A 22531-nucleotide genomic window follows, 5' to 3' on the forward strand; every position below is an offset into this window, starting at 1 on the left:
ATCATCAAGGGCAATACGTACCCCCATGCTCTCCAGTTCACGCAGCGTCGCCAGGGTCTGTGGACCATCCTGCATCAACAGGCTTTCGGTAATTTCCAGCACCAAACTGCTGGCCGGCAGGCCGGTCTCGGCCAGGATCAGAGCCACCCGTTCGGCGAACCCTTGCTCGAGCAATTGGCGGCTGGACAGGTTGACCGAGCAGCGCAGCCCAGGGTATCCGTGGGTCTGCCAGGTTTGCACCTGGGTGCAGGCCTGACGCAGCACCCACTCGCCAACCTTGACGATGTCACCGGTCTCTTCCAGCACAGGAATGAACTCATCCGGCGCCACCAGCACCTCGCCCTGCCACCAGCGCAGCAAGGCTTCTACCCCGATCACCCGCGAACGTCCAGCGGTAACCTTGACGATGGGCTGATAGAACAGTTCGAACTGGCCCCGTCCCAGCGCCTCGCTCAGCGCGGTTTCCAGATTCAAGCGTTGATGCACTTCCTGTTGCAGCGTCTCGTTGAACAGCGCCAGTTGCGACTTGCCGAACGCCTTGGCTCGATACAATGCCAGGTCAGCCTCGCGCAGGGCATCCTGCTGCTGATCCTGGCCTTTGAGCGGAGCCACCCCGATACTGGCGCTGATATTCAGCCGCCGACCACCAGCGATCAGCGGATAATGCAGGCTGCTCATGATCCGCTTGGCCACGTGCTCGGCATCCGCCGCCCGGGCCATGTCATCCAGCAGCACCACAAACTCGTCTCCGCCAAAGCGGCACAGGTGATCACCTGGGCGGATACAGCGCTCGATCCGGTTCGCCACCTGTACCAGCACCTGATCGCCTATCTGGTGCCCCAGGCTGTCATTGATCAGCTTGAAACGGTCCAGGTCAATGAACAGTACGGCGGCATAACGGGCACCGGGCTTGGCCTGGCGCTGCAAAGCCTGCAACAGCAGTTCATTCATGCGCTGCCGATTGGGCAAGCCAGTCAAAGGGTCATGCAAAGTGGCATGGGCCAGTTCCTGCTCAGTGCTCTTACGCAGGGTTATATCCGACTGCGAGCCGGCCAGCAGGCGTTCGCCATGCTGATCCACCGACAGCAACCCGCGGATCAGGACCCAGACTAGGCGGTCCCAGCGATCACGGACCTGACATTCAATATGCAGGAACGGTTGGCGCCCTTCCAGATGCTCGGTCACTGCCGCGGCAAAAGCCTGTCGATGGTTTTCCGGCATGCGCTCGGACCAGGCATGCAGGGTAGCCGGTGCGGTAACGGCATCCAGCCCCAGCATCTGCAGCCAGCGCTCGGATAATTGCAGGCGATCATCATCTACATGCCATTCCCAAAGCCCGTCGTTGGCCCCTCGCACAGCTCGCGCATAACGCGCTTCACTGTCTTCCAGCGCCAGTCGGCTGGCGGCTGCATAGGTATCGACCGCCAGGGTCATGTCGAAGAACACCGCCTTCATCAGCCCACGATACAGTCGCGCAGCCAGCTCAGGCTGATCCGGCCATTGGCCAAACAATGCCCGATGCATAAAGTTCAGATAAAAATGATAGGCGCCCAGATACCACTTGGATTCGACCTGTTCACGCTCATGGGTCAGCCCCACCAGAATGCGCAAACGGGCATACTGCAAGTCATAAGGGCCACGCAACAACTGTCCGGAATAACGCAGTTGATGCTCTTTCAGGCGCACCAGTAGTCCGGGCCTGGCAAACTGCGCAGCTGGCGAATCAAAGCCCTGAAGGTGCTCATGCAGGGCCTCAACACAACGCTGATGCATGGTATCGAGCTCGGCCAGATAAGGGGTCAGTTCGGCCTGATCACCCTCCTCCAGCATCAGCAAACGCATGCGTCGCTGCAGCTCAGCCGCGTTCAACCCGAGGCTGCGCTGCATTTCCTCCAGGCGTTTTTTCAGGTCAGGCACTACCCAGGCTCCCCCCGCCAAGAGCATGCCCCCATGCTCCACTTAACGCTGTCGACTGACGTATTGCAGTCTCGACTTTGGCAAAGGGCTATCACACCCCATTCATATCGACTCCGTCAATCCCCCGTTCTAGGGTCTGGTCGACGAACGCGCTTCTCCAATTCCAGCACCAGCAACACCACAACCCCGGCCAGAGGTGCCAGGACCAATGGCCACAGGCCCAGGCTTTCGGTTGCGAACAGCGCCTGCATCGGCGGGCTATAGGTGAAGGCCAGTTGCAACGCTGTGACCGACAGCACCACAATCCATACCGTCGGCGTGCCGAGCACTCCACGCAGCGTCAGTGCCGGGCTGTCCAGATAACGCACGGCAAACAGATAGAACACCTCCATCGCCACCAGAGTGTTGACCGCCAGCGTGCGCGCCGCATCCTCACCCAAGCCGGCATGCATCGCCCACTGGAAGGTAGCGAAGATCCCGCAAAGAAACAGCAGCGAGACCAGCACGATACGCCAGACCAGGAAACTGTCGAGGAATGCGGCCCTGGCCGAACGCGGCGGCTTGCGCATCACATCCGGTTCGGCGGGCTCAAAGGCCAGGCCCATGGCCAGAACTACCGAACTGACCAGGTTGACCCAGAGAATCTGCAAGGCGGTGATCGGCAACGTCAGGCCAATCAACAGTGCGACCACCAGACTGGCGGCCTCGCCGCCATTGATAGGCAGCAGGAAACTGATGGCCTTTTTCAGGTTGGCGTAGACCGTCCTCCCTTCTCGCACCGCCGCGGCAATGCTGGCGAAATTATCGTCGAGCAGCACGATATCGGATGCCTCTCGGGCCGCTTCCGACCCCTTGACGCCCATAGCGATACCAACATCGGCACGCTTGAGTGCCGGCGCATCGTTGACCCCATCCCCAGTCATAGCCACCACCCCGTGGGCGGACTGCAGGGCCTGAACCAGTCGCAGCTTGTGCTCCGGACTGGTCCGGGCGAACACGTCGACCTCCTGAGCCAAAGCCAGCAACTGCTGATCGTCCAGCGCATCCAGCTCCTGCCCGGTGGCAACCCGCTCGGTATTGCGCAACCCCAGACGCGCGGCAATAGCCCGAGCGGTCAAGGCATGATCGCCAGTGATCATCTTGACCCGAACCCCGGCCTGATGACACTCGGCTATGGCTTCCATGGCTTCCTGGCGCGGCGGATCCATCAACCCAACAATCCCGATCAACTGTACGCCACTGGCCAAATCGTCACTGCTAAGCACTGCCTGACTAGCCGCTACCGGCTTGCGCGCCAATGCCAGCACCCGCAGGCCCTGCTCCGCCAATACCTCAACCTGCTTCAGCCATTGCTCAGGCTGCAGCGGCTGAACGCCGCCCTGTTCATCCAACTGGCTATCACACAACGCCAGCAACCGCTCCGGAGCGCCCTTGAGCAGAATCACGCCATGCCCATGATGGTCATGATGCAAGGTCGCCATATAGCGCAGATCGGCATCAAAAGGTATTTCATCGACCCGGGGCCACTGCCCGGAATAGGCCTTGCCATCCAGACCAGCCTTGGCCGCCAGCACCAGCAAGGCCCCTTCCATCGGATCCCCGAGCACTTGAATCTGGTCGCCCTTATGCTCCAACTGCGCGTCATTGCACAGCAGCGCCGCCTGAGCCAACGGCTCCAGCAATGGCGCCGGCGGTTCAGCGGCAACGTCGCCAATCCGGCCATCAACGATGTAACCGTCACCGCTGACCGGATATTCACGCCCAGCCAGCACCACCGCCGCGACCATCATCTCATTGCGGGTCAATGTGCCGGTCTTGTCCGAGCAGATCACCGAAACCGCGCCCAGGGTTTCAATCACCGGCATGCGCCGCACTACCGCCTGGCGGGTGGCCATGCGTCGTACCCCAATCGCCAGGGTAATGGTCAGGATCGCCGGCAACCCCTCGGGAATGGCTGCCACGGTCAGCGCCACCACCGCCATGAACAGCTCGACCGGCGGCCGGCTACCGAACAACCAGCCAGCGATAAACACCATGGCACCAGCCAGCACAATGACCAGCGACAGGTACTTGGCAAACCGGTTCATCTGCTCAAGCAGTGGGGTCTGCAGCACCGTGAGCGTATCCAGCAACCCGGAAATGCGGCCGATTTCGGTCGTTTCACCGGTGGCCACGACAATCCCCCTGGCCGTACCGGCCCGCACCAAAGTGCCGGAATAGGCCATACCCAGCCGATCCCCCAAGGGCGCATCTTCGGCCTGGGCTTCAACCGTCTTGTCCACCGCTACCGACTCCCCTGTCAGCAGCGCCTCATCGACCTTGAGCCCATGTACCTGATCCAGACGCACATCGGCCGCTACCCGGTCACCGGCCTCAAGCAGCAGTAGATCACCCGGTACCAGCTCGGCAGCATCAATCCGTCGACGCTCCCCTTCACGCCAGACCGTGGCCTTGGGCGCCAGCATGTGGCGAATGGCAGCCAAGGCCTGCTCGGCCCGCCCTTCCTGGATAAACCCGACTACCGCCTGCAACACCACTACAGCCAGAATCACGCTGGTATCCAGCCAGTGCCCGAGCACCGCAGTGACTGTCGCCGCCACCAGCAGAATGTAAATCAGCACATGTTGGAACTGGGCCAGCAAGCGCCGCCATAGTGGCCGTGGCTTGACCCCAGGCAGGCGATTCTCACCATACCGCGCGAGCCGTTCAGCCACCTCTGGCGGACTGAGACCCGACGATGTGCAGTTCAGCGTGTCATAGACCTGCTCAACCGGCTGGGCATGCCAGGGCCGGGGGCTTTGCGGTTGATCCATCATCAGTCTCCATAAGTGCAAGCTAGCCTCAATTGCACCTCGACAGCCTTGTCGACGCATTGGCCCAAGTCAAGATTCCACCCGATTATCCGATCATCAGTTGCGCCAGCTTTTCAGCGATCATCAAGGTTGGCGAGCAGGTATTGCCCGAGGTAATACTCGGCATGATCGACGCATCCGCCACCCGCAGCCCGCTCAAGCCATGTACCCGAAGCTGATGATCGACCACCGCATCGGGACCACTGCCCATGGCACAGGTGCCGACCGGATGAAAAATCGTCGTACCGATCAGCGCGGCCGCCGCCGCCAGCTCCTCATCAGTCTGATAGGCCGGCCCCGGCTTGTACTCCTGTGGCTGGTATGGCTGCAGCGCCGGAGCTGCCACAATACGTCGGGCCAGGCGAATTGCCGCCACCGCAGTACGCAGATCCTCCGGATGACTCAGATAGTTGGGCTGGATCAGCGGTGCCTGGGCCGGGTCGTGACTGGCGATCCGCACATGCCCACGGCTGTGTGGATGCAGATCACACACCGAGGCAGTGAACGCCGGGAACCGGTGCAACGGCTCACCAAAACGCTCCAGCGATAACGGCTGCACATGAAACTCCAGATTGGCCGCCGGCTGCTGCGGATCAGAACGGGCAAAGGCACCTAACTGACTCGGCGCCATGGCCAACGGGCCGCTACGCTTGAAGGCATAACGCAGTGCCATACTCAGCTTGCCATGCCAACTGGCGGCCAATTGATTGAGGGTCAGGGCATTGCTGACCTGATAGATCAGGCGCAATTGCAGGTGATCCTGCAGGTTTTCACCAACGCCCGGCAGGACATGATGCACCGGCACCCCGAGCGACTCAAGCAGCCCCCGAGGGCCAACCCCGGAGCGCTGCAACAGCGCTGGCGAACCTATGGCGCCGGCACAGAGAATGACTTCACCCCGACACTCCAGATCAAGCACCTGATCATGCCAGCGCACACTCAGGCCCTTGACCCGCCGCCCGCTGAAGTTCAGGTAAAGCGCCTCGGCTGCGGTCAGCACGGTCAGGTTGGCGCGTTTGCGGACCGGTTGCAGAAAGGCCTTGGCAGCATTCCAGCGCACGCCACTGCGCTGATTGACCTGAAAATAGCCGCAACCCTCGTTATCGCCGCGGTTGAAGTCGTCTACCGGCGGGATGCCACACTGGGCGGCGGCCCGTTGAAAGTCATCGAGCAAGGTCCAGTGCAGCCGCTGATTTTCCACCCGCCATTCGCCGTCACCGCCATGCACCTCACTGGCCCCAGCAAAATGACTTTCACTGCGTTTGAATAGCGGTAGCACCTCCTGCCAGCTCCAGCCGGGGTTCCCGGCCGCTGCCCAGCTGTCATAGTCACGCGCCTGACCACGCATGTAGATCATGCCATTGATCGACGAGCAGCCACCCAACACCCGACCGCGCGGATAGCCCAGACTACGACCGCCCAACCCCGGCTCAGGCTCGGTCTGATAGCACCAATCGGTGCGAGGGTTGCCGATGCAGTACAGGTAACCAACAGGGATATGAATCCAGGGATAGTCATCGCGGCCGCCAGCTTCCAGCAGCAGCACCCGCTTGTCTGCCTGGGCAGACAGACGGTTGGCCAGCAGGCAACCCGCCGGACCGGCCCCCACAATGATGTAATCGTAACTGCTCGCGCCAGGATTCATGGTTCACCACGCGTATTGTTTTACTTTAAGCGTGGCACACATCCCCGGGGACGCAAATGACTTGGCGGGGTTGGACCGGGGGACCGCTGAAAAACGTAAGCGAGGCAGGCAAGACAAGGCAAAAACGGCCGAAAAAGCGCAATTTACGTGGTGTAAATGAGCATTTTGAGGCCGTTTTTAACGCCGTATTGCCAACGCAGCTAGTTTTTCGGCGGTTCCCTAAAGTGGCTGCAGAAACCTGACTACCAACTGCAAACTCTGACGCCCACGGTACTCGTTGATATCCAGGCTATAGGCCAGACGTACTCGCTGAATGCACGGATTGGGCCAGACTTGAGGGTCGATGTTGAAGGCAATCGCATCCAGCACTTCAGTGCTGCCTGGCGGTTGCAGCACCATTTTCAGGTGGCGCTCGCCAACCAGCCGCTGCTGGATCAATTGAAATTCGCCATGAAAGCCCGGCTCGGGAAAGTGCTGCCCCCAAGGGCCGGCTTCGCGCAGTTGCGCGGCCAGTTCGAGCCGGAATTCGCTGGCCGTCAGTTCGCCGTCAGACAACAGCCGGCCGCTCAGGTCCTCGGCGCTGAGCTGACGCCGGACCTCGACATCGAAGGCTGCCCGAAACGTCTCGAAGTGGGCCCTGGGCAAGGACAGCCCGGCCGCCATGGCATGGCCGCCGAACTTGCTGATCAGGCCGGGGTTGTGCGCCGCTACGGCATCCAGCGCATCACGAATATGCAGCCCGGCCACCGAACGGGCCGAGCCCTTGATTTCATCATTACCGGCATCGGCAAAGGCAATCACCGGACGGTGATAGCGGTCCTTGAGCCGTGAGGCAAGAATGCCGATCACGCCCTGATGCCAGTCTGGATCGAACAGGCACAGCCCAAATGGCAGTTGCTCGGCATCCAGACTCATCGCCTCCAGAGTAGCCAGCGCCTGCTGCTGCATCTCACGCTCGATGCTTTTGCGTTCGCGGTTGAGGCTATCCAGCTCACGGGCCATTTCCTGGGCCTGGTCCTCGGACTCGGTCAACAGGCACTCAATGCCCAGGCTCATGTCGTCCAGACGTCCGGCGGCATTGAGCCGTGGCCCGAGAATGAAACCAAGATCGCTGGAGCTCAGCCGCCCCATCGGTCGCCCGGCCACCTCCAGCAGCGCGCGGATACCCGGCCGACAGCGACCAGCGCGGATCCGCGCCAGCCCCTGATGTACCAGAATCCGGTTATTGGCATCCAGCGGCACCACATCGGCTACTGTGCCCAGTGCCACCAGATCAAGCAACTCGCCCAGATTCGGCTCGGGCCGCTCAGTGAACCAGCCCGATTCGCGCAATGCCGCGCGCAATGCCAGCATCACATAGAAGATCACCCCGACCCCGGCAATTCCCTTGCTGGGGAATTCACAACCTGGCTGATTGGGATTGACGATGGCGTCGGCTGCCGGCAGTTGTTCGGCCGGCAAGTGATGATCAGTGACCAGCACCCGCATTCCGGCGGCCCGTGCCGCCGCTACCCCGTCGATACTGGAGATGCCGTTGTCCACGGTCACCAGCACGTCGGGCTGATATTGCCGGGCCACGGCGACGATTTCCGGGGTCAGGCCATAGCCATACTCGAACCGGTTGGGCACCAGGTAATCGACCCGCGCCGCCCCCAACGCCCGTAGCGCCAGCACCGCTACGCTGCTGGCGGTGGCGCCATCGGCATCGAAATCGCCGACAATCAGCAGCGACTGACGCTGCTCCAGCGCCTGCTGCAACAGCGCCACCGCCGCATCAATGCCCTTGAGCAGGGAATATGGCAACAAGGCTTGCAGACGCCGATCGAGTTCGGCCGCGGAGCAGACACCACGGGCGGCATACAGGCGGGTCAACAACGGCGGCAGCTCACCCAGGTCAGGCAGTTGCTCGGGCAGCGGGCGGGACTCGATACGCATAGAACCTCAGCGCTCGCCCTGCAACCATTCCAGACTCAGTTCATGCTGGGCCTGGGCATCGCTGACATAAATAACGCCGTCACTGATCATCACTCCCCAGTCAATACTGCGTGGCAAGTCAGTAGCCAGCGCCTCCAGCGGCTCCTGCTCAACCACCGCGATACTCAGATTCTTGAGCATGGCCGCCGCCGAACCCACTTTTCCGGCCCACACCCGGGTGTTGCCATAGGCTAGCAATGACACCCTTTCGGCCCGCCGCGAACACCAGGTCAGACGGTCTGCATCCGGCAAACCTACTTCGATCCAGTGCATGACCCGACCATCCAGACTTTTTTCCCACAGGGCCGGCTCATCGGTATCCGACAACCCGCGACCAAAACTCAGCGCTTCGTTGTACCAGAGGGCGTAGGCCAGAATCCGCACCGTCAGCCGCTGCTCGGTCTCGGAAGGATGACGCGCCACGGTCATGCGCAGATTTTCGTAGACCCCGCGATCGGTGTCACTGAGGTTGAGATTAATCTTATAAGGCGTGGCTTGCAGAGCCATGAGATGCATATCCGGAGCTGGGTGGGCGGCCAGTGTAGCGCAAAACCACCCCCGCAGTGAGGGTGGTTGCACGAAGGAAACACTGATTCAATCAGCGTCAGTGCTGGCCCAGGGCTCGCAACTGTTCGGCAATGCTGACCAACTGCGCCACTACCCGGTTGCCGACATCCTCGTCGCTGCCGCCCATGGCCTTGTTGCGCATGAAGTCGGCCTTGATCCTGGCCCAGCGCTCAGCCTGCTCCGAAGTCAGATTACCCCGCAGTTCAGCCAGTTTGAGCAGGTTCTCCTCCGCCCCAGTGGTCAGCAACTGAGCCTCACCCTGATAATGATCGGCAATCAGTTGCAGCAGTTCCTGCTCATTCATCACCGGCGAAATTTTCTCCGCCAGCTTGTTCATGTTGCGGTAACTGCCCTGCAAACGAAACGCCGGCTCGGTACGATAGCGATCATCCTGGGCGGCACTGGCGATGTACTGCTGATTGACCCGGAACACCACATCGCGCACCTGCATCATCCGCTCCAGAGTAGCCACGATCTCATTGATCTCGGCGGTGCTGTAGCTGTGACTCAGCTCATTGCTGGAGAACGGCTTGCCTTCTGCCTTGGCAACAAACCGATAGACATCCTGCATGTCGCGAGTTGCCAGCGGTGCCAGCACCGGGCTGGAGGTCAGGCTGTTCTCGATATAACTGAGCGCGAACACCTCCTGCATGCCGCCCAGGGTGTCGCCAAGGTTGTAGATGTCAGCGCGGTTGGCCAGCATGTCGGGAATCTTGAATACCTCACCGGATTCGGTATAGGGGTTACCGGCCATTACCACACAGAACTTGCGCCCACGCATGTCATAGGTGCGCGTGCGTCCTTTCCATACCCCCTCGATACGCCGAGTACCATCACACAGGGAAATGAATTTCTGCAGAAACTCCGGATGGGTATGCTGGATGTCGTCGACATAGAGCATGACGTTGTTGCCCATTTCCAGCGCCAGGTTGAGTTTGACCAGTTCCTGCGCCGAGGTCGCATCCGGGGCCTGGGCCGGGTCCAGCGAACGCACTTCATGCCCCAGCGACGGTCCATTGATTTTCATGAATACCAGGCCCAGGCGATGGGCCACGTACTCCATCAAGGTGGTCTTGCCATAACCGGGCGGCGAAATCAGCATCAACAAGCCGGTCAAATCCGAGCGCCGGTTCTCTCCGGCGGTACCCATCTGCTTGGCCAGGTTGTCGCCGATTACCCCAAGATAGACATCGTTGATCAGCTTGTTGCGTACAAAGGAGCTGAGCGGTCTGGGCTTGAATTCGGACAGCCGCAAGTCATCGCGCTGCTGCTGGATCACCGCCTGACGCAGGCTCTGGTAGCGGCGCAAACCAGGCAGGAAACGCTCGCGGTGATAGCGCAGCCGAGCAAAGAAGTCGTCCACCGCCAGGTCCATGCAGCCCTGGCTGATACGCGGGTGCTCGCCCAGCAGTTGCTCAACCCGAAACTGCAGGTCAACCTCGGTTATCCGTGCAGTCAGCCCGTCAGCGAGCAGTGCCAGGGCAATGGCCTCCGGAATGTAGGCTGCCAGCCCCGCATACTCGGATGCCTGACAGAGCCCGCGCAACCAGTTGTCCACCAGCCACCAGCGCGCCCCCGGCCGGCCATCCAGACGCGCCAGCGCCTGCTGATAGTCATCCCAGATGGCGGCTTGCTCAAGTCGTTGGCGCAAGCCTTCGAGCAGATGTTCGGCATACTTGCTGAACAGCCATTCGTGCGACTCGCCAGCCAGCACCAACACCAGATACTCGGCCGCCTCGCCGAGCCCTTGCTCGGCTGTCTCCAGCCCCTGCTCCTCGCACCACTGACGCAAGCTCTGGAGCACTTCCTGCTGCAGTTGCCGCAAACCGTCATCAGGGCCGAACAACTGACGGATATGCAATGCGCTGCGAGCACGCTGCGGCCAGTGTGCTGAGGCCTCATCCTGGCTGCACTGGCTCCAGAAGAACACCGCCTGGCCCCGCGCCTGCGGCGAGAAGCGCAGCAAACCAGCGCTATCTCGCAGCGGCAACAACTGCGCCAGAATCAGCGCGGCATCATGATCGTGGATACCTTTCTCATAACCTTCGCGGTAGCGCGGGGTGGCGAAATCGCGCAAGGTCCGGACCAGTTGCTCGGGGTCCAGCAATTGCCCATGCAACAGCTCCAGGCTCAGACCGTGCTCACCCGCTTCGGCAGCCGCCAGCAGCTCACCGGCCAGGTATTCGGCGCGATACAGTTGTGCCGATTCAGACTCCAGCGCTACCTGCCAGAACTCACGCAACTGCTCGAGTTCGGGGTGGACCAACGGCTCCAGAAAGTCAGTGCCGGTCAGATGCAAATGCAGGTGATCGCCGCGCGGCATCAGCGTCAGATCGAGTTCCTGGGTATTGACGCTGAAGCGATGACGCGGCCCCAGGCGAATGATATTGCCGCCGTTCTCGAACAGCTCGCTCTTGTCGCGCAGCCCCCGCACGGCCTGATCCCTGGCTTGCTTGAGCCGGGCTTCGACATCATCAGCCTTAACGTTATCCTGCAGCTCGCGCAAGCGCTCGGTCAGCTCACGCAACTTGAGAATCAGTGGATCGGAGGCAAAGAATGCGTTCAGCTCATCGGCCTGGGTAAAACGCGCGGTACGCCGGCCAAGGCTGTCGATAATCCGCAACGCCGCATCCAGCAAGCCCTGAGCCCGACGCTGGCGTTCATCGACCAGAGCCTGGCGATGGGTCTCGAAGGTTTCCAGCAACTCTTCACGCTTGGCCAGGATATCGCCGAGAAACTCCTCGTGATCACCAAATCGGCTTTCCAGTTCCTCTAGCTGCACCAGCAAGCGCGACAGTTGCTCATCACAGCGCTCCGGGTCACGGGCCTGCCCCAGCGCACTGGTAATGCCCTGACTGAACAGCCGGAACTGGGCCCCGAACTGTGCCACCTGCTCGGCTGAGCCCAGACTGCGACGCTGTTGATCCGCCCGCGCCCGGGCCTGATTGAGCCGGGCATAGACTTCGGAGATCGAGTCGACGATCGCGGTACGCTGGGTGGCATCATCGATCTGCAGAGAGGCCATCAGCCCCGACAGCATGTCGAGATCGGTCGCCATCGTCTCGAATGCCTCGAGATGCTCGCGCAATTGCGCCACGCTGACAGCCTCACGGGCCTGCTGGTCGTGCTCCTGCAACGCCTCGGCATAGGGCTGCAGGGCGGCATCACTGGCAAGAAACGCAGCGGTGGCGGCGGCAACCCGCTCCTGGGATTCGAGCAGTTGCTGTTCCATCTCATCGATGCGGGCGACATCGATATAGCGGTAGTCACGAATCGTCAGCAACTGACCACGCAAGGCATTGATGCCATTGAGCGCAGCGACGTAATCCTGCACCTGCTTCCAGTCATCGCTGCGCAGACTCTCATTGAGGGTCCGGAAACGCGTCTCGGCCTCAGCCATTGCCCGGGCCGACTGCTGACGAATGCTTTCAACCTTCTCAAACTCATCGAGTACCAGTTCACCGGTGGCGGCAATCTCGTGCAGTACCGATGCAAGACCCTGACAGTGTGGGTCATCCAGCCAGTGATAGGCATCGAACAGCCGCCGGGTATTGATACACAGTTGCGTATAGCGCTGAATCGACACCTCAGAACTGTCGATCTCGCGGCTCAGGTTGAGCAGTTCGGAAATTCCGCGAACCAGCTCGGGGTTGCCGATACGGCCGAAGAAACCACTGCGTTGCGGCTGGCGAGCGGCGAACTCGTCGGAGCAGAACGGCGTTTGCCAGATCTGCATCGGATGGATACGGGTCGGCTCATCGCCCTCGGCAGCGAAGATGACCATGCGGCCATCCTCGAGCCGGGCATAGCCATGGCCAAAAATCGGGTTCTGCAGCTCACGACTGATCATGTTGTAGGTGAACAGCGCCGAGCGCCCTTGCTCGGGATGGTAGAAGATGTACTGCACATCCTCACCATTGGGTGAACGCACCGCCCGCTTGAAGCGCATGCCCTGCATCGATTGGTCGAAGGCCTTGTGTTCACCGTTCTGCAGATAGTAGCCGCCGGGAAAGATAATCCCGTGGTCTTCCGGCAGTTGCACACAGGCCAGACCAATGGCGTCGATGCGCTCGACCTGTCGGGTCAGGGTATTGAAGACCAGATAGCGCCACTGCTCTTCGCGGTAGGGCAACACCTTGAGCAGAATCAGGCTGCCGAGCCTGGCGTATTCGATCTCCGCGTCATCCAGCGACTGGGTCTTGTCGAGCACCGCTTCGCGGTAGATGCCCAGACCATCTTCGGTATTATTCTCAACCTTGATGGTCAGGTTGCCGCCGAGAGTTTCGATGAACACGCTATCGAGAATATTGACGTGCGGATGGCGGCCACTGACCACCATCTCACGGTCGGTCTTCTGCCACTCGAAATCGTAGCGTCCGGGCAGAGAAATATCCCGCTCACCACGGTTGTCGATATAGCGTACCTGCTTGCCATCAACCGATATCGACCAGCGGAACACTCGCACGTCGCTGACCCGGTCACCGATCTGGAAGCACGCCAGCAACTTGCCGTCACGCACCAGCAATTGCAGCAGATGAGTGTTCTTGTAATAGGTATAAAGTTCGTTGAAATCGTTGACGAACCCCGGCTCGGCCAGGAAGCTGCCAGCCAGAGCAACCTGCTCGGCCTCATAACCTTCATCCTGCGCACTCAGCCGATAGAGCGAGAAAACGTCCTCGACGCGGGTTTCCTTTTTCAGGCCGAGAAAGACGTTGTAACCGAACAGCAGGCAATCGCCGACCTGTACGATATCGCGGGCAGTGCAGTTGTTTTCGGTACGGATCCTGACCCGCCCGATCACCTCCATGCGGCTGCTGCCGAACTCCTCCTGGCGCTGCTGGTTGAGACTGTCGGCAATCTGCCGTAGCTGGCGCCCCTGCTCCTGCAGGCGTCGCTGCAGTACCTCGTAGGCCCCGCCTTCGGCCACCGCCCTGTCCAATACGTCCTGTGTCTGGCTGATCGCCTGCGCGTCCGACATCCTGTTTTTCCTGGCTCAGAAGTGTATGGGTGACAAGGCCCCGGCGTATGCCGGGGCCAGGAGCGACACGTCCGGGATCAGATATCGCCGGAGTTGCTGGCAGCGGCGTGGCTGCCGTTGGCCACGGGAGTGCCGTTGGCCTGAGTTGTGGCCTTGCCGGCCAGCAATCGCTGCAGTACGTCCTGTACCACCGGACTCTTGCCAACCACACCTTCGATCGCCTTGCCAACCGACAGAGACTTGGCAAACGAGTTGAAGAAGTCGCCTTCGCCGCCAACGATCTCGATTTTCGCCTGACCCAGTGCGGTAGCCAGTACCTCGGCCTGATCCTTGGCAATATCCTTGTTCGCGGCAATGGCGGCCATCGATTCCTCGAAGCCCTTCTCCAGTTGCATGCGGAACTCTTCGTGCTGACGGGCAGTGTCGCTGAGCGCGTCCAGGGCACCGAATTTCTTGCCCAGACCCTCGGCTTCGGCATTGAAGCGCTCAAGCAGCACTTCGGCTTCGGCCAGCCCCTGATCCTTGGTGGCGCGCGCCTTGGCTACACCAAGCTGCTCTTCGCCACGAGCCTGCGCAGTGAGCTTCTCTTCCAACACCTTGGCTTCGGTCAGGCCTTCCTTCTCGCGAGCCTGCGCCTGAGCTTCGGTCACCCGTGCCGCTGCCAGGCCTTTTTCTTCCTCGCCACGAGCCTCGGCGGCCATCTGTTCGGCCAGCACCTTGGCCTCGGCCAGACCTTCCTTCTCCATAGCCGCTGCGGTGATTTCCCGCACCTTGGCAGCAGCCAGGCCAGTGGCAGCCTGCTCGGCCTGAATACCTTCGGCCAGTTTCTTCTTGGCTTCGGCCTGCTTGGCCGCCGCTTCCAGCTCGGCCTGGGCCATGTTGTTGATTTCCACTGCCTTGTGCCGCGAACGAGTCTCGTCGGCTTCGGCCTGCTTGACCTGACGCACCAGCTCCTGCTCGGCTTCGGCCTGGGCGTTGAGCACCACCACCTGCTTGAGGCGCTCGGCCTCGGAGACTTCGCGCACTTCCTTGATCCGCTCTTCTTCCTGGGCTACGGTCTTCTCGACCGCTACCCGCTCGCGGATCACTGCGGCAATCGCCTTGCGCTCTTCCTCCAGGGCCTTTTCCTTCTCGATGCGCTGCAGTTCGACTTCACGCTCACGTGCCACTACTTCCAGAGACCGGGCACGCTCAACCTTTTCAACCTCGATCACGACTGCACGCTGGCGATTCTGCTGAGCAACCTCGACTTCGCGCTGGTGGTTTTCGTTGCGAATATCCAGCTCCTGCTGAGTCTGGATGCGTGCCTGCTCGGCCTTGAGGCGCTCCTCCTCGCGGACCTTGAAGGTCTCTGCCTCTTCGCGGGCGCGAATGGTTTCAATCTCACGCTTCTGCCGCGCCTCGGCATCAGCCTGCTGACGCTCAAGCGACAGTGCCGCTTCGCGGGTCTCAACGTTCTTTTTCTGGATCGCCAGTTCCTCGTTGCGCTCCAGTTCATTAGTGATCACATTCTGGGCTGCCGTCAGTTCGGTAATCTTGCGAATACCCTCGGCGTCGAGAATGTTGTGCGGATCGAGCGAAGCCTTGGGGGTCTGCTCAAGATAGTCGATCGCCACGTCTTCGAGCACATAACCGTTAAGGTCGTTACCGATCACCTCGATAATCCGATCACGGAAGTTCTGCCGCTCCTCGAACAGGCTGACGAAGTCGAACTTCTTGCCCACAGTTTTCAGCGCTTCGGAAAATTTGGCATTGAACAGCTCGTTCACTGCGGCGCGATCAGAGGCACGTTCGACACCAATAGCCTTGGCCACCTTGAGCACATCTTGCTGGGTTTCGTTAACTCGCAGATAGAAGGCCACGGTAATGTCGGCGCGCAGGTTGTCCATACAGATCAGGCCGTCCTTGCCGCGCCGATCGACCTCGAGCGTCAGCAGCGAGATCTTCATGAACTCCTTTTTGTAGATCACCGGATAGACCAAAGCACCGGTGAAATGCACCTTGGGCGTCGACGACATATCGTTGACGATCAGCGCGGTTCCCTGCGGCACCTTGATATAGAAGGCCTGGAACAGTACGAAAAAGCCCACGATCAGCAGGAAGAAAATACCTACGCCAATCAGAAAAGGCATGAACATTGCCAGATTCATTGCAATCAATCTCCTTTGATAAAAGGCCCTGGGCGCACCCTTGCGCCGGGTGCTCAGTGACCGTTGAACTCGTCCTCGGTAATGACTCGATAGGCGTGCTCAGGCTCCAGGTACTCCAGCAGTACCAGACGGTCGCCGCGCTTGTAGCCCAGCGACTCATCAGCCCGAATCCGCAAAATCAGCCCCGCCCCACCATCTTCCAGCAGCGCTTCGCCCTGCATCGCGGTGACCCGCGGGCTGCGCACGACCACGGTCCGCCCCAACAGCGACGACGTGGTATTGGCCAGCAGACGCTGAAACAAGGGACGCAGGGGGTAAATCACGACACGCACCACCGGTGCGGCCAGCATCAGGGCGGCAATCAGAACCACCAGCCCAAGGGGGTAACGCAGGATGCCCAAAGGCAGGAAACGCAGAACCAGCAGTTCGGCGAAGTAGCAGAACAGCCAGGCGAAAAACACCAACAGGGTAATCAGCAATGTGACCGGCACGCCACCCAGCCCAAGCTTGAGCAGCAGCCCGCCAAACCCTTCGGCCTGCAGCCCCCCGTCACTGGCGCTGTCGAGCAGATCGATATCCAGCAGCCCCAGAGCTACAACCAGCCAGTAAAGAATGGCCAGACACAGCACAAAGCTGAGCAATACCACCGGAAAGGTCATTGAGGTCTGAAAAAACAGCTCCATGAGCAACTACATCCCTGTCAGTGTCGGCCAGGCTGGCCAGTTTCTATCCGGTCAGTTACCGGCCTTGCCCTTCAGACGCGCCAATACGCTGTCGGCACTGCCGCTCTCGGCAACGATACCGGCCTCACGCAGTTTCTGGTCCAGCGCCTGATCAACATCGGCCTCGGCAGCCAGTTCGGCTGCGGCTTCCATGCGAGCACCACGTTCGGCCTGCTTGCGCTTGATCCGCTCGAGTGACTCCAGCGCGGTATGCATCTTGGCCTGCGAGCCACCATAGCGCTGCGAGACCGCCAACTGCGCCTTGTGTACGCTTTCAGTCGCCTTGATGGTATCGGCCTGCTGCTTCAGTCGCTTGATATTGCTTTCGGCCTGGCTGACCGCCTTGCGCAACTGCGCCACACTGGCAGCAAAGGCGTCCGCCTGCTCACGCTCGCTATTGAGAGAAACTTCCAGGTTGGCGATCTTTTCTGCCACTTCACGGGCCAGCGCCTCGTTGCCGGCATCCAGGGCCTTGAGCGCATACTGTTCATATTCGGCCACCTTGGCCTGCAGCTTGGCCACCTGCTCGGCAGCCAGCTTCTGCTTGGCCATGATCCCGGCCAAGGCTTCACGCGAGCGATGCAACTCCTGATCAGCATCGCGAATTTCCTGATCGAGGATCCGCAGTGCCTGACTATCGACTACCGCCTCACCGGCCTCATGCACGCCGCCACGTACCGCTGTCAGCAATTTGCTCCAGACATTCATTCGCTTGTCTCCTCAGACACCGGCCTTGAGAAAGCCTTCATAGGCTTCCGTGGCCTTGATCACGTTATCGGCCAGCAACTCAATTTCGAACACCACATCCGAGAGCGTCGAAGCCGAGCTCAGAGCACCGAACATGGTGTAGCACAGGCTGCCGTCAGCCAGAGTTTCCAGACCGATACTCGAAAGCGGGAACAGTTTATGGGTGCGCAGCACCTCTTCGTTGAAGGCCACTGCATTCTCGACATCCGACGCCGGCCAAAGCAGCCCTTCCACCACGATCTGCTCACCGAACACTGCCAGAAACAACGGCAAATCGCCGTATTCATGCATGGTCAGGTGCAAGCTGGGATCACTGCCATCGATCAGCTCAATGCTGGCCTGGCCGCCCGAGAACAGCTCGGTGGCGGACAAGGCTTCGAACAACCCCTGGGCAGTCCATATCTGCTGCATGCTCATTCCTTCCTCCTTCTCCTGCGGAACCAGCTTCGAATCGGGCTGGCGCAATTTCCTTTCAAATGCCAAAAGCTGTGCCGTGTGCTCCGGCAGAATCCAGACTTCCTTCTTGACCAACCCCTGCTCACGCAGGCGCTGGCGGTACAAACGTTGGTAATGGGCGGACGATTTCTTTTCCATGAAGTCACCCTAATTTATTACATGTAACAAATCAACGCATCACATGTAATAAATCAAAAAATAAACGGGCACGAGCCAACGCTCCTACAAGCAGAGGGCTGAGCATCGACATGAACAGGGTGAGAATCACTCGGAGGGAGAAGAATTCCATTTCCTGCTGACGGGCGCATCCAGTGCCGCCCAACTATTAAACAACAGCGCAACCACAAGGCAAAGCCCCAAATCCGCCAACCCGGTCGCACTCTGGCCCAGTGCTATCACCCAGACCAGAATGCATTGCGGTTGCGCGAAGCATCACAGCTCAGTAGTGTCTGACCGTCATCATGCTCACATCACCAGGAGAGCGCATGCCCAGCAAGCCCCTTTCAGGCCTCAAGGTCGTCGAACTCGGCACCCTGATCGCCGGCCCCTTCGCCGCCCGAATCTGCGCCGAGTTCGGCGCCGAGGTGATCAAGGTCGAATCGCCCGATGGCGGCGACCCGCTGCGCAAATGGCGCAAGCTGTACGAGGGCACCTCGCTGTGGTGGTTCGTCCAGGCCCGCAACAAGCGCTCACTGACCCTCAACCTCAAACAGGCCGAAGGCATCGAGATTCTCAAGCGACTGCTGGCCGACGCCGACATCCTGATCGAGAACTTTCGCCCCGGCACCCTGGAAAAGCTCGGGCTGAGCTGGGACGTTCTGCATGCACTGAATCCAGGACTGGTGATGGTCCGGCTGTCCGGCTTCGGCCAGAGCGGCCCGCTGAAAGATCAGCCGGGCTTTGGTGCGGTGGGTGAATCGATGGGCGGACTGCGCTACATCACCGGATTCGAGGATCGCCCGCCGGTACGCACCGGCATCTCCATCGGCGACTCGATTGCCGCCTTGTGGGGCGTGATTGGCGCGCTGATGGCGCTGCGTCACCGTGAAGTCAACGGTGGCCAGGGTCAGGTTGTGGATGTAGCCCTGTATGAGGCGGTGTTCGCGATGATGGAGAGCCTGGTCCCGGAGTTCGACGTACTGGGTTTTATCCGCGAGCGCAGTGGCAATATCATGCCCGGCATCACCCCATCCTCGATCCATACCTGCGCCGACGGCAAGGCGATTCAGATTGGCGCCAACGGCGATGCGATCTTCCAGCGTTTCATGCGCGCCATCGGCCGCAACGACCTGGCCGACGACCCGAGCCTGGCCGACAATGCCGGGCGTGATGCCCGGCGTGACGAGCTCTATGCACTGATTGACACCTGGGCCGCGAGCCTGCCGCAGGATCAGGCGCTCAATCTCTTGAACGCAGCCGAAGTACCGGCCAGCCAGATTTACTCGGTAGCCGACATGTTCAAGGACCCGCAGTTTCTCGCCCGTGACATGTTCATTGATGCCCAACTGCCGGATGGCAAGCCGTTCAAGATGCCCGGTATCGTACCCAAACTGTCGGAGACCCCGGGCTCAAGCGAATGGCGCGGACCAGAGCTGGGCGAGCATACCGAAGAACTGCTCAAGACCCTGGGCTACGACGCCGCAGCCCTGGCCCGACTGCGCGCTGCCGGCGTGGTCTAGAGAGACACTGATTACACCAATGTCGGTGTTAGCCCAATTGTCACTGACCCGTTCTGGACACGCCGTAAACCCGTCCCTGGGGGCTTGACGATGCCCGTCCAGGGCATCGACAGTCCAGAACAGGTCAGTGACAACCGGGCTACTGAGCTTGCGTGCAATTAATCAGTGTTTCCCTAGCACTCCCGGCAAGACTCACTGGCCGAACACGAACTGCTCGCCTTCAACCCCGACCTTGATCAGCGCACCCGGCTCGAAATCACCGGCCAGAATGCGCTGCGCCAGCGGGTTCTCGATCCAGCGCTGAATCGCCCGCTTGAGCGGCCGGGCACCATAGACCGGGTCGTAGCCGACGGCAATCAGCTTGTCCAGCGCCTCACCTGAAAGCTCCAGATTCAGCTCGCGCTCGGCCAGACGCTGACGCAGGCGCTGCAACTGGATCTCGGCAATGCCACCGATCTGCTCCTTGCCGAGCGGATCGAACACCACCACCTCATCAATCCGGTTGATGAATTCAGGACGGAAGTGGCTGCTGACCGCATCCATCACCGCCGCCTTTTGCGCCTCGGGATCACCGGCCAGATCCTGAATCTGGGCCGAGCCCAGGTTAGAGGTCATGACCACCACACTGTTTTTGAAGTCGACAGTACGCCCCTGACTATCGGTCAGGCGACCATCCTCCAGCACCTGCAGCAGCACGTTGAACACATCCGGATGGGCCTTCTCGACCTCATCCATGAGAATCACCGAGTAGGGCTTACGCCGCACCGCCTCGGTCAGATAGCCACCCTCTTCATAGCCGACGTAACCCGGAGGCGCACCGATCAGACGAGCCACCGAGTGCTTCTCCATGAACTCGGACATGTCGATACGCACCATCGCCTCTTCGGTATCGAACAAGAACTCGGCAAGCGCCTTACACAGCTCGGTCTTGCCCACCCCGGTCGGACCAAGGAACAGGAATGAGCCGCTCGGGCGATTCGGGTCGCTCAGGCCTGCACGCGAGCGGCGCACCGCATTGGCCACCGCCACCACTGCCTCGTGCTGACCGACTACCCGTTTGTGCAGAGCGTCTTCCATACGCAGCAGTTTGTCGCGCTCACCTTCGAGCATCTTGCTGACCGGAATACCGGTCCACTTGGACACCACTTCGGCGATTTCCTCGTCGGTGACCTTGCTGCGCAGCAACTGGTTTTCGCTCTTGCCATGGGCATCGACCATCTGCAGGCTGCGCTCCAGGTCCGGGATCACCCCGTACTGCAACTCAGCCATGCGGTTGAGATCTCCCTTGCGCCGGGCCAGCTCCAGCTCGGTCCGGGCCTGTTCAATCTTTTGTTGGATCTGCGCCGAACCCTGCACCTCGGCTTTCTCGGATTTCCAGATATCCTCCAGATCGGCGTACTCGCGCTCGAGCTTGGCGATGTCTTCTTCCAGCTTGGCCAGACGCTTTTTGGTCGCCTCGTCATCTTCCTTCTTCAGCGCTTCGCGCTCGATCTTGAGCTGAATCAGACGCCGATCCAGACGGTCCAGCTCCTCCGGCTTGGAGTCGATTTCCATGCGGATGCGACTGGCCGCTTCGTCGATCAGGTCAATGGCCTTGTCCGGCAGTTGGCGATCGGTGATATAGCGGTGACTGAGCTTGGCTGCGGCAATGATCGCGCCATCAGTGATAGTCACGCCGTGATGCACTTCGTAGCGCTCTTTGAGGCCACGCAGGATGGCGATGGTATCTTCCTCGCTCGGCTCATCGACCAGCACCTTCTGGAACCGGCGCTCCAGCGCGGCATCCTTCTCGATGTACTGGCGGTATTCATCGAGGGTGGTGGCACCCACGCAGTGCAACTCACCCCGGGCCAGCGCTGGTTTAAGCATGTTGCCGGCATCCATGGCACCCTCGGCCTTGCCGGCCCCGACCATGGTGTGCAGCTCGTCAATGAACAGGATGATCCGACCTTCCTGCTTGGACAGCTCGTTGAGCACCGCCTTGAGACGTTCCTCGAACTCGCCACGGAACTTGGCTCCGGCGATCAGCGCGCCCATGTCCAGCGCCAGCAGGCGCTTGTCCTTGAGACCATCGGGCACTTCGCCATTGATGATGCGTTGGGCCAGCCCCTCGACAATCGCGGTCTTGCCCACGCCGGGCTCACCGATCAGCACCGGGTTGTTCTTGGTCCGGCGCTGCAGGACCTGAATGGTGCGGCGGATTTCGTCATCACGACCGATCACCGGATCGAGCTTGCCGTCCTCGGCCCGCTTGGTCATGTCGACGCAGTACTTGTCCAGCGCCTGGCGCGACTCCTCGGCATTCGGGTCGTTGACCGCTTCGCCACCGCGCAGGTTGTTGATGGCGTTTTCCAGGGCCTTTTTCGATACCCCCTGGCCCAGCAGCAGCTTGCCCAGGGCGGTGCTGTCATCCATCGCCGCCAGCAGTACCAGCTCACTGGAAATGAACTGGTCGCCACGTTTTTGCGCCAGGCTATCGGCCTTGTTCAGCAGCCGCGCCAGCTCCTGCGACAGGGTCACATCACCAGTCGGATTGCTCACCGTGGCCAGCTTGTCGAGCGCCTTGCCCAACTCCTGCTTGAGATGATTGATGTCGAAGCCGGTCTGCATCAGCAACGGACGGATCGAGCCGCCCTGCTGGTCGATCAACGCCAGCATCAGATGCAACGGGTCAATTTGATTATGGTCGCGACCGACCGCCAACGACTGGGCGTCGGACAGGGCGACCTGGAGTTTGCTGGTCAAACGGTCAATACGCATGGACTTGTCCTATCTGCATGGCCCCGAGTCGGGCCCGATCAATGTCAATGATCACTAGATAGGGACGATTATTGCTCTTTCAAG

General features: G+C 60.5%; 11 protein-coding genes and 1 pseudogene. 1 reads left to right on the forward strand and 11 read right to left on the reverse strand.

Translation table 11 applies throughout. The annotated features are described in order from the left end of the window. The 10 genes and pseudogenes from C2846_RS16415 to bacA all read right to left on the reverse strand — a co-directional run. A partial coding sequence (locus C2846_RS16415) for a putative bifunctional diguanylate cyclase/phosphodiesterase (RefSeq protein WP_165443847.1) occupies positions 1 to 1917 on the reverse strand: 1917 nt, incomplete at its 3' end. A gap of 116 nt (positions 1918 to 2033) precedes the next feature. Continuing rightward, on the reverse strand, positions 2034 to 4733 hold the full coding sequence (locus C2846_RS16420) for a cation-translocating P-type ATPase (RefSeq protein ID WP_205890257.1): 2700 nt from the start codon (positions 4731 to 4733) through the stop codon (positions 2034 to 2036). An 82-nt stretch (positions 4734 to 4815) separates the two neighbouring features. Beyond that, entirely contained in the window at positions 4816 to 6414 is a 1599-nt protein-coding gene (locus C2846_RS16425) for a GMC family oxidoreductase (protein ID WP_080048190.1), read from the reverse strand. Between the two features lie 219 nt (positions 6415 to 6633). Next, positions 6634 to 8349: a single-stranded-DNA-specific exonuclease RecJ gene (recJ, locus tag C2846_RS16435; protein ID WP_119701972.1), complete on the reverse strand. Its 1716-nt coding sequence runs from the start codon at positions 8347 to 8349 to the stop codon at positions 6634 to 6636. Between the two features lie 6 nt (positions 8350 to 8355). Then, entirely contained in the window at positions 8356 to 8895 is a 540-nt protein-coding gene (locus C2846_RS16440; protein WP_119701973.1) for a YaeQ family protein, read from the reverse strand. 103 nt (positions 8896 to 8998) lie between these two features. After that, positions 8999 to 13933, reverse strand: a pseudogene (locus C2846_RS16445) (DNA repair ATPase); the annotation flags it as partial. 77 nt (positions 13934 to 14010) lie between these two features. Then, a complete protein-coding gene (locus tag C2846_RS16450; protein ID WP_240638223.1) occupies positions 14011 to 16083 on the reverse strand; it encodes a flotillin family protein in 2073 nt (690 codons plus the stop codon). A gap of 53 nt (positions 16084 to 16136) precedes the next feature. Then, complete coding sequence (locus tag C2846_RS16455; RefSeq protein WP_119701975.1) at positions 16137 to 16766, reverse strand: hypothetical protein; 630 nt, start codon at positions 16764 to 16766, stop codon at positions 16137 to 16139. A 51-nt stretch (positions 16767 to 16817) separates the two neighbouring features. Further along, positions 16818 to 17513 carry a PspA/IM30 family protein gene (locus C2846_RS16460; protein WP_119701976.1) on the reverse strand — a complete coding sequence of 232 codons (696 nt, stop codon included), beginning with the start codon at positions 17511 to 17513 and terminating at the stop codon, positions 16818 to 16820. Between the two features lie 12 nt (positions 17514 to 17525). Continuing rightward, entirely contained in the window at positions 17526 to 18146 is a 621-nt protein-coding gene (gene bacA / locus C2846_RS16465; RefSeq protein ID WP_080048197.1) for a biofilm formation regulator BacA, read from the reverse strand. Between the two features lie 323 nt (positions 18147 to 18469). Here bacA and C2846_RS16470 point away from each other — a divergent pair, with 323 nt between their 5' ends. After that, positions 18470 to 19687: a CaiB/BaiF CoA transferase family protein gene (locus C2846_RS16470; RefSeq protein WP_165443848.1), complete on the forward strand. Its 1218-nt coding sequence runs from the start codon at positions 18470 to 18472 to the stop codon at positions 19685 to 19687. A gap of 192 nt (positions 19688 to 19879) precedes the next feature. On the opposite strand, the gene clpB is transcribed toward C2846_RS16470, so the two are convergent. Then, a complete protein-coding gene (gene clpB / locus C2846_RS16475; protein WP_119701978.1) occupies positions 19880 to 22447 on the reverse strand; it encodes an ATP-dependent chaperone ClpB in 2568 nt (855 codons plus the stop codon). Positions 22448 to 22531 lie beyond the last annotated feature (84 nt).

Origin of the sequence: Pseudomonas jilinensis, from assembly GCF_003586265.1 — a bacterium.
Lineage (GTDB): Bacteria > Pseudomonadota > Gammaproteobacteria > Pseudomonadales > Pseudomonadaceae > Halopseudomonas > Halopseudomonas phragmitis.

What these genes read in the sequence shown, in the direction of transcription:
- C2846_RS16420 (WP_205890257.1), bottom strand. Translation starts at nt 4,733, where the DNA reads ATGATGGATCAACCGCAAAGCCCCCGGCCCTGGCATGCCCAGCCGGTT.
- C2846_RS16425 (WP_080048190.1), bottom strand. Translation starts at nt 6,414, where the DNA reads ATGAATCCTGGCGCGAGCAGTTACGATTACATCATTGTGGGGGCCGGT.
- recJ (WP_119701972.1), bottom strand. Translation starts at nt 8,349, where the DNA reads ATGCGTATCGAGTCCCGCCCGCTGCCCGAGCAACTGCCTGACCTGGGT.
- C2846_RS16440 (WP_119701973.1), bottom strand. Translation starts at nt 8,895, where the DNA reads ATGGCTCTGCAAGCCACGCCTTATAAGATTAATCTCAACCTCAGTGAC.
- C2846_RS16450 (WP_240638223.1), bottom strand. Translation starts at nt 16,083, where the DNA reads ATGAATCTGGCAATGTTCATGCCTTTTCTGATTGGCGTAGGTATTTTC.
- C2846_RS16455 (WP_119701975.1), bottom strand. Translation starts at nt 16,766, where the DNA reads ATGGAGCTGTTTTTTCAGACCTCAATGACCTTTCCGGTGGTATTGCTC.
- C2846_RS16460 (WP_119701976.1), bottom strand. Translation starts at nt 17,513, where the DNA reads ATGAATGTCTGGAGCAAATTGCTGACAGCGGTACGTGGCGGCGTGCAT.
- bacA (WP_080048197.1), bottom strand. Translation starts at nt 18,146, where the DNA reads ATGGAAAAGAAATCGTCCGCCCATTACCAACGTTTGTACCGCCAGCGC.
- C2846_RS16470 (WP_165443848.1), top strand. Translation starts at nt 18,470, where the DNA reads ATGCTCACATCACCAGGAGAGCGCATGCCCAGCAAGCCCCTTTCAGGC.
- clpB (WP_119701978.1), bottom strand. Translation starts at nt 22,447, where the DNA reads ATGCGTATTGACCGTTTGACCAGCAAACTCCAGGTCGCCCTGTCCGAC.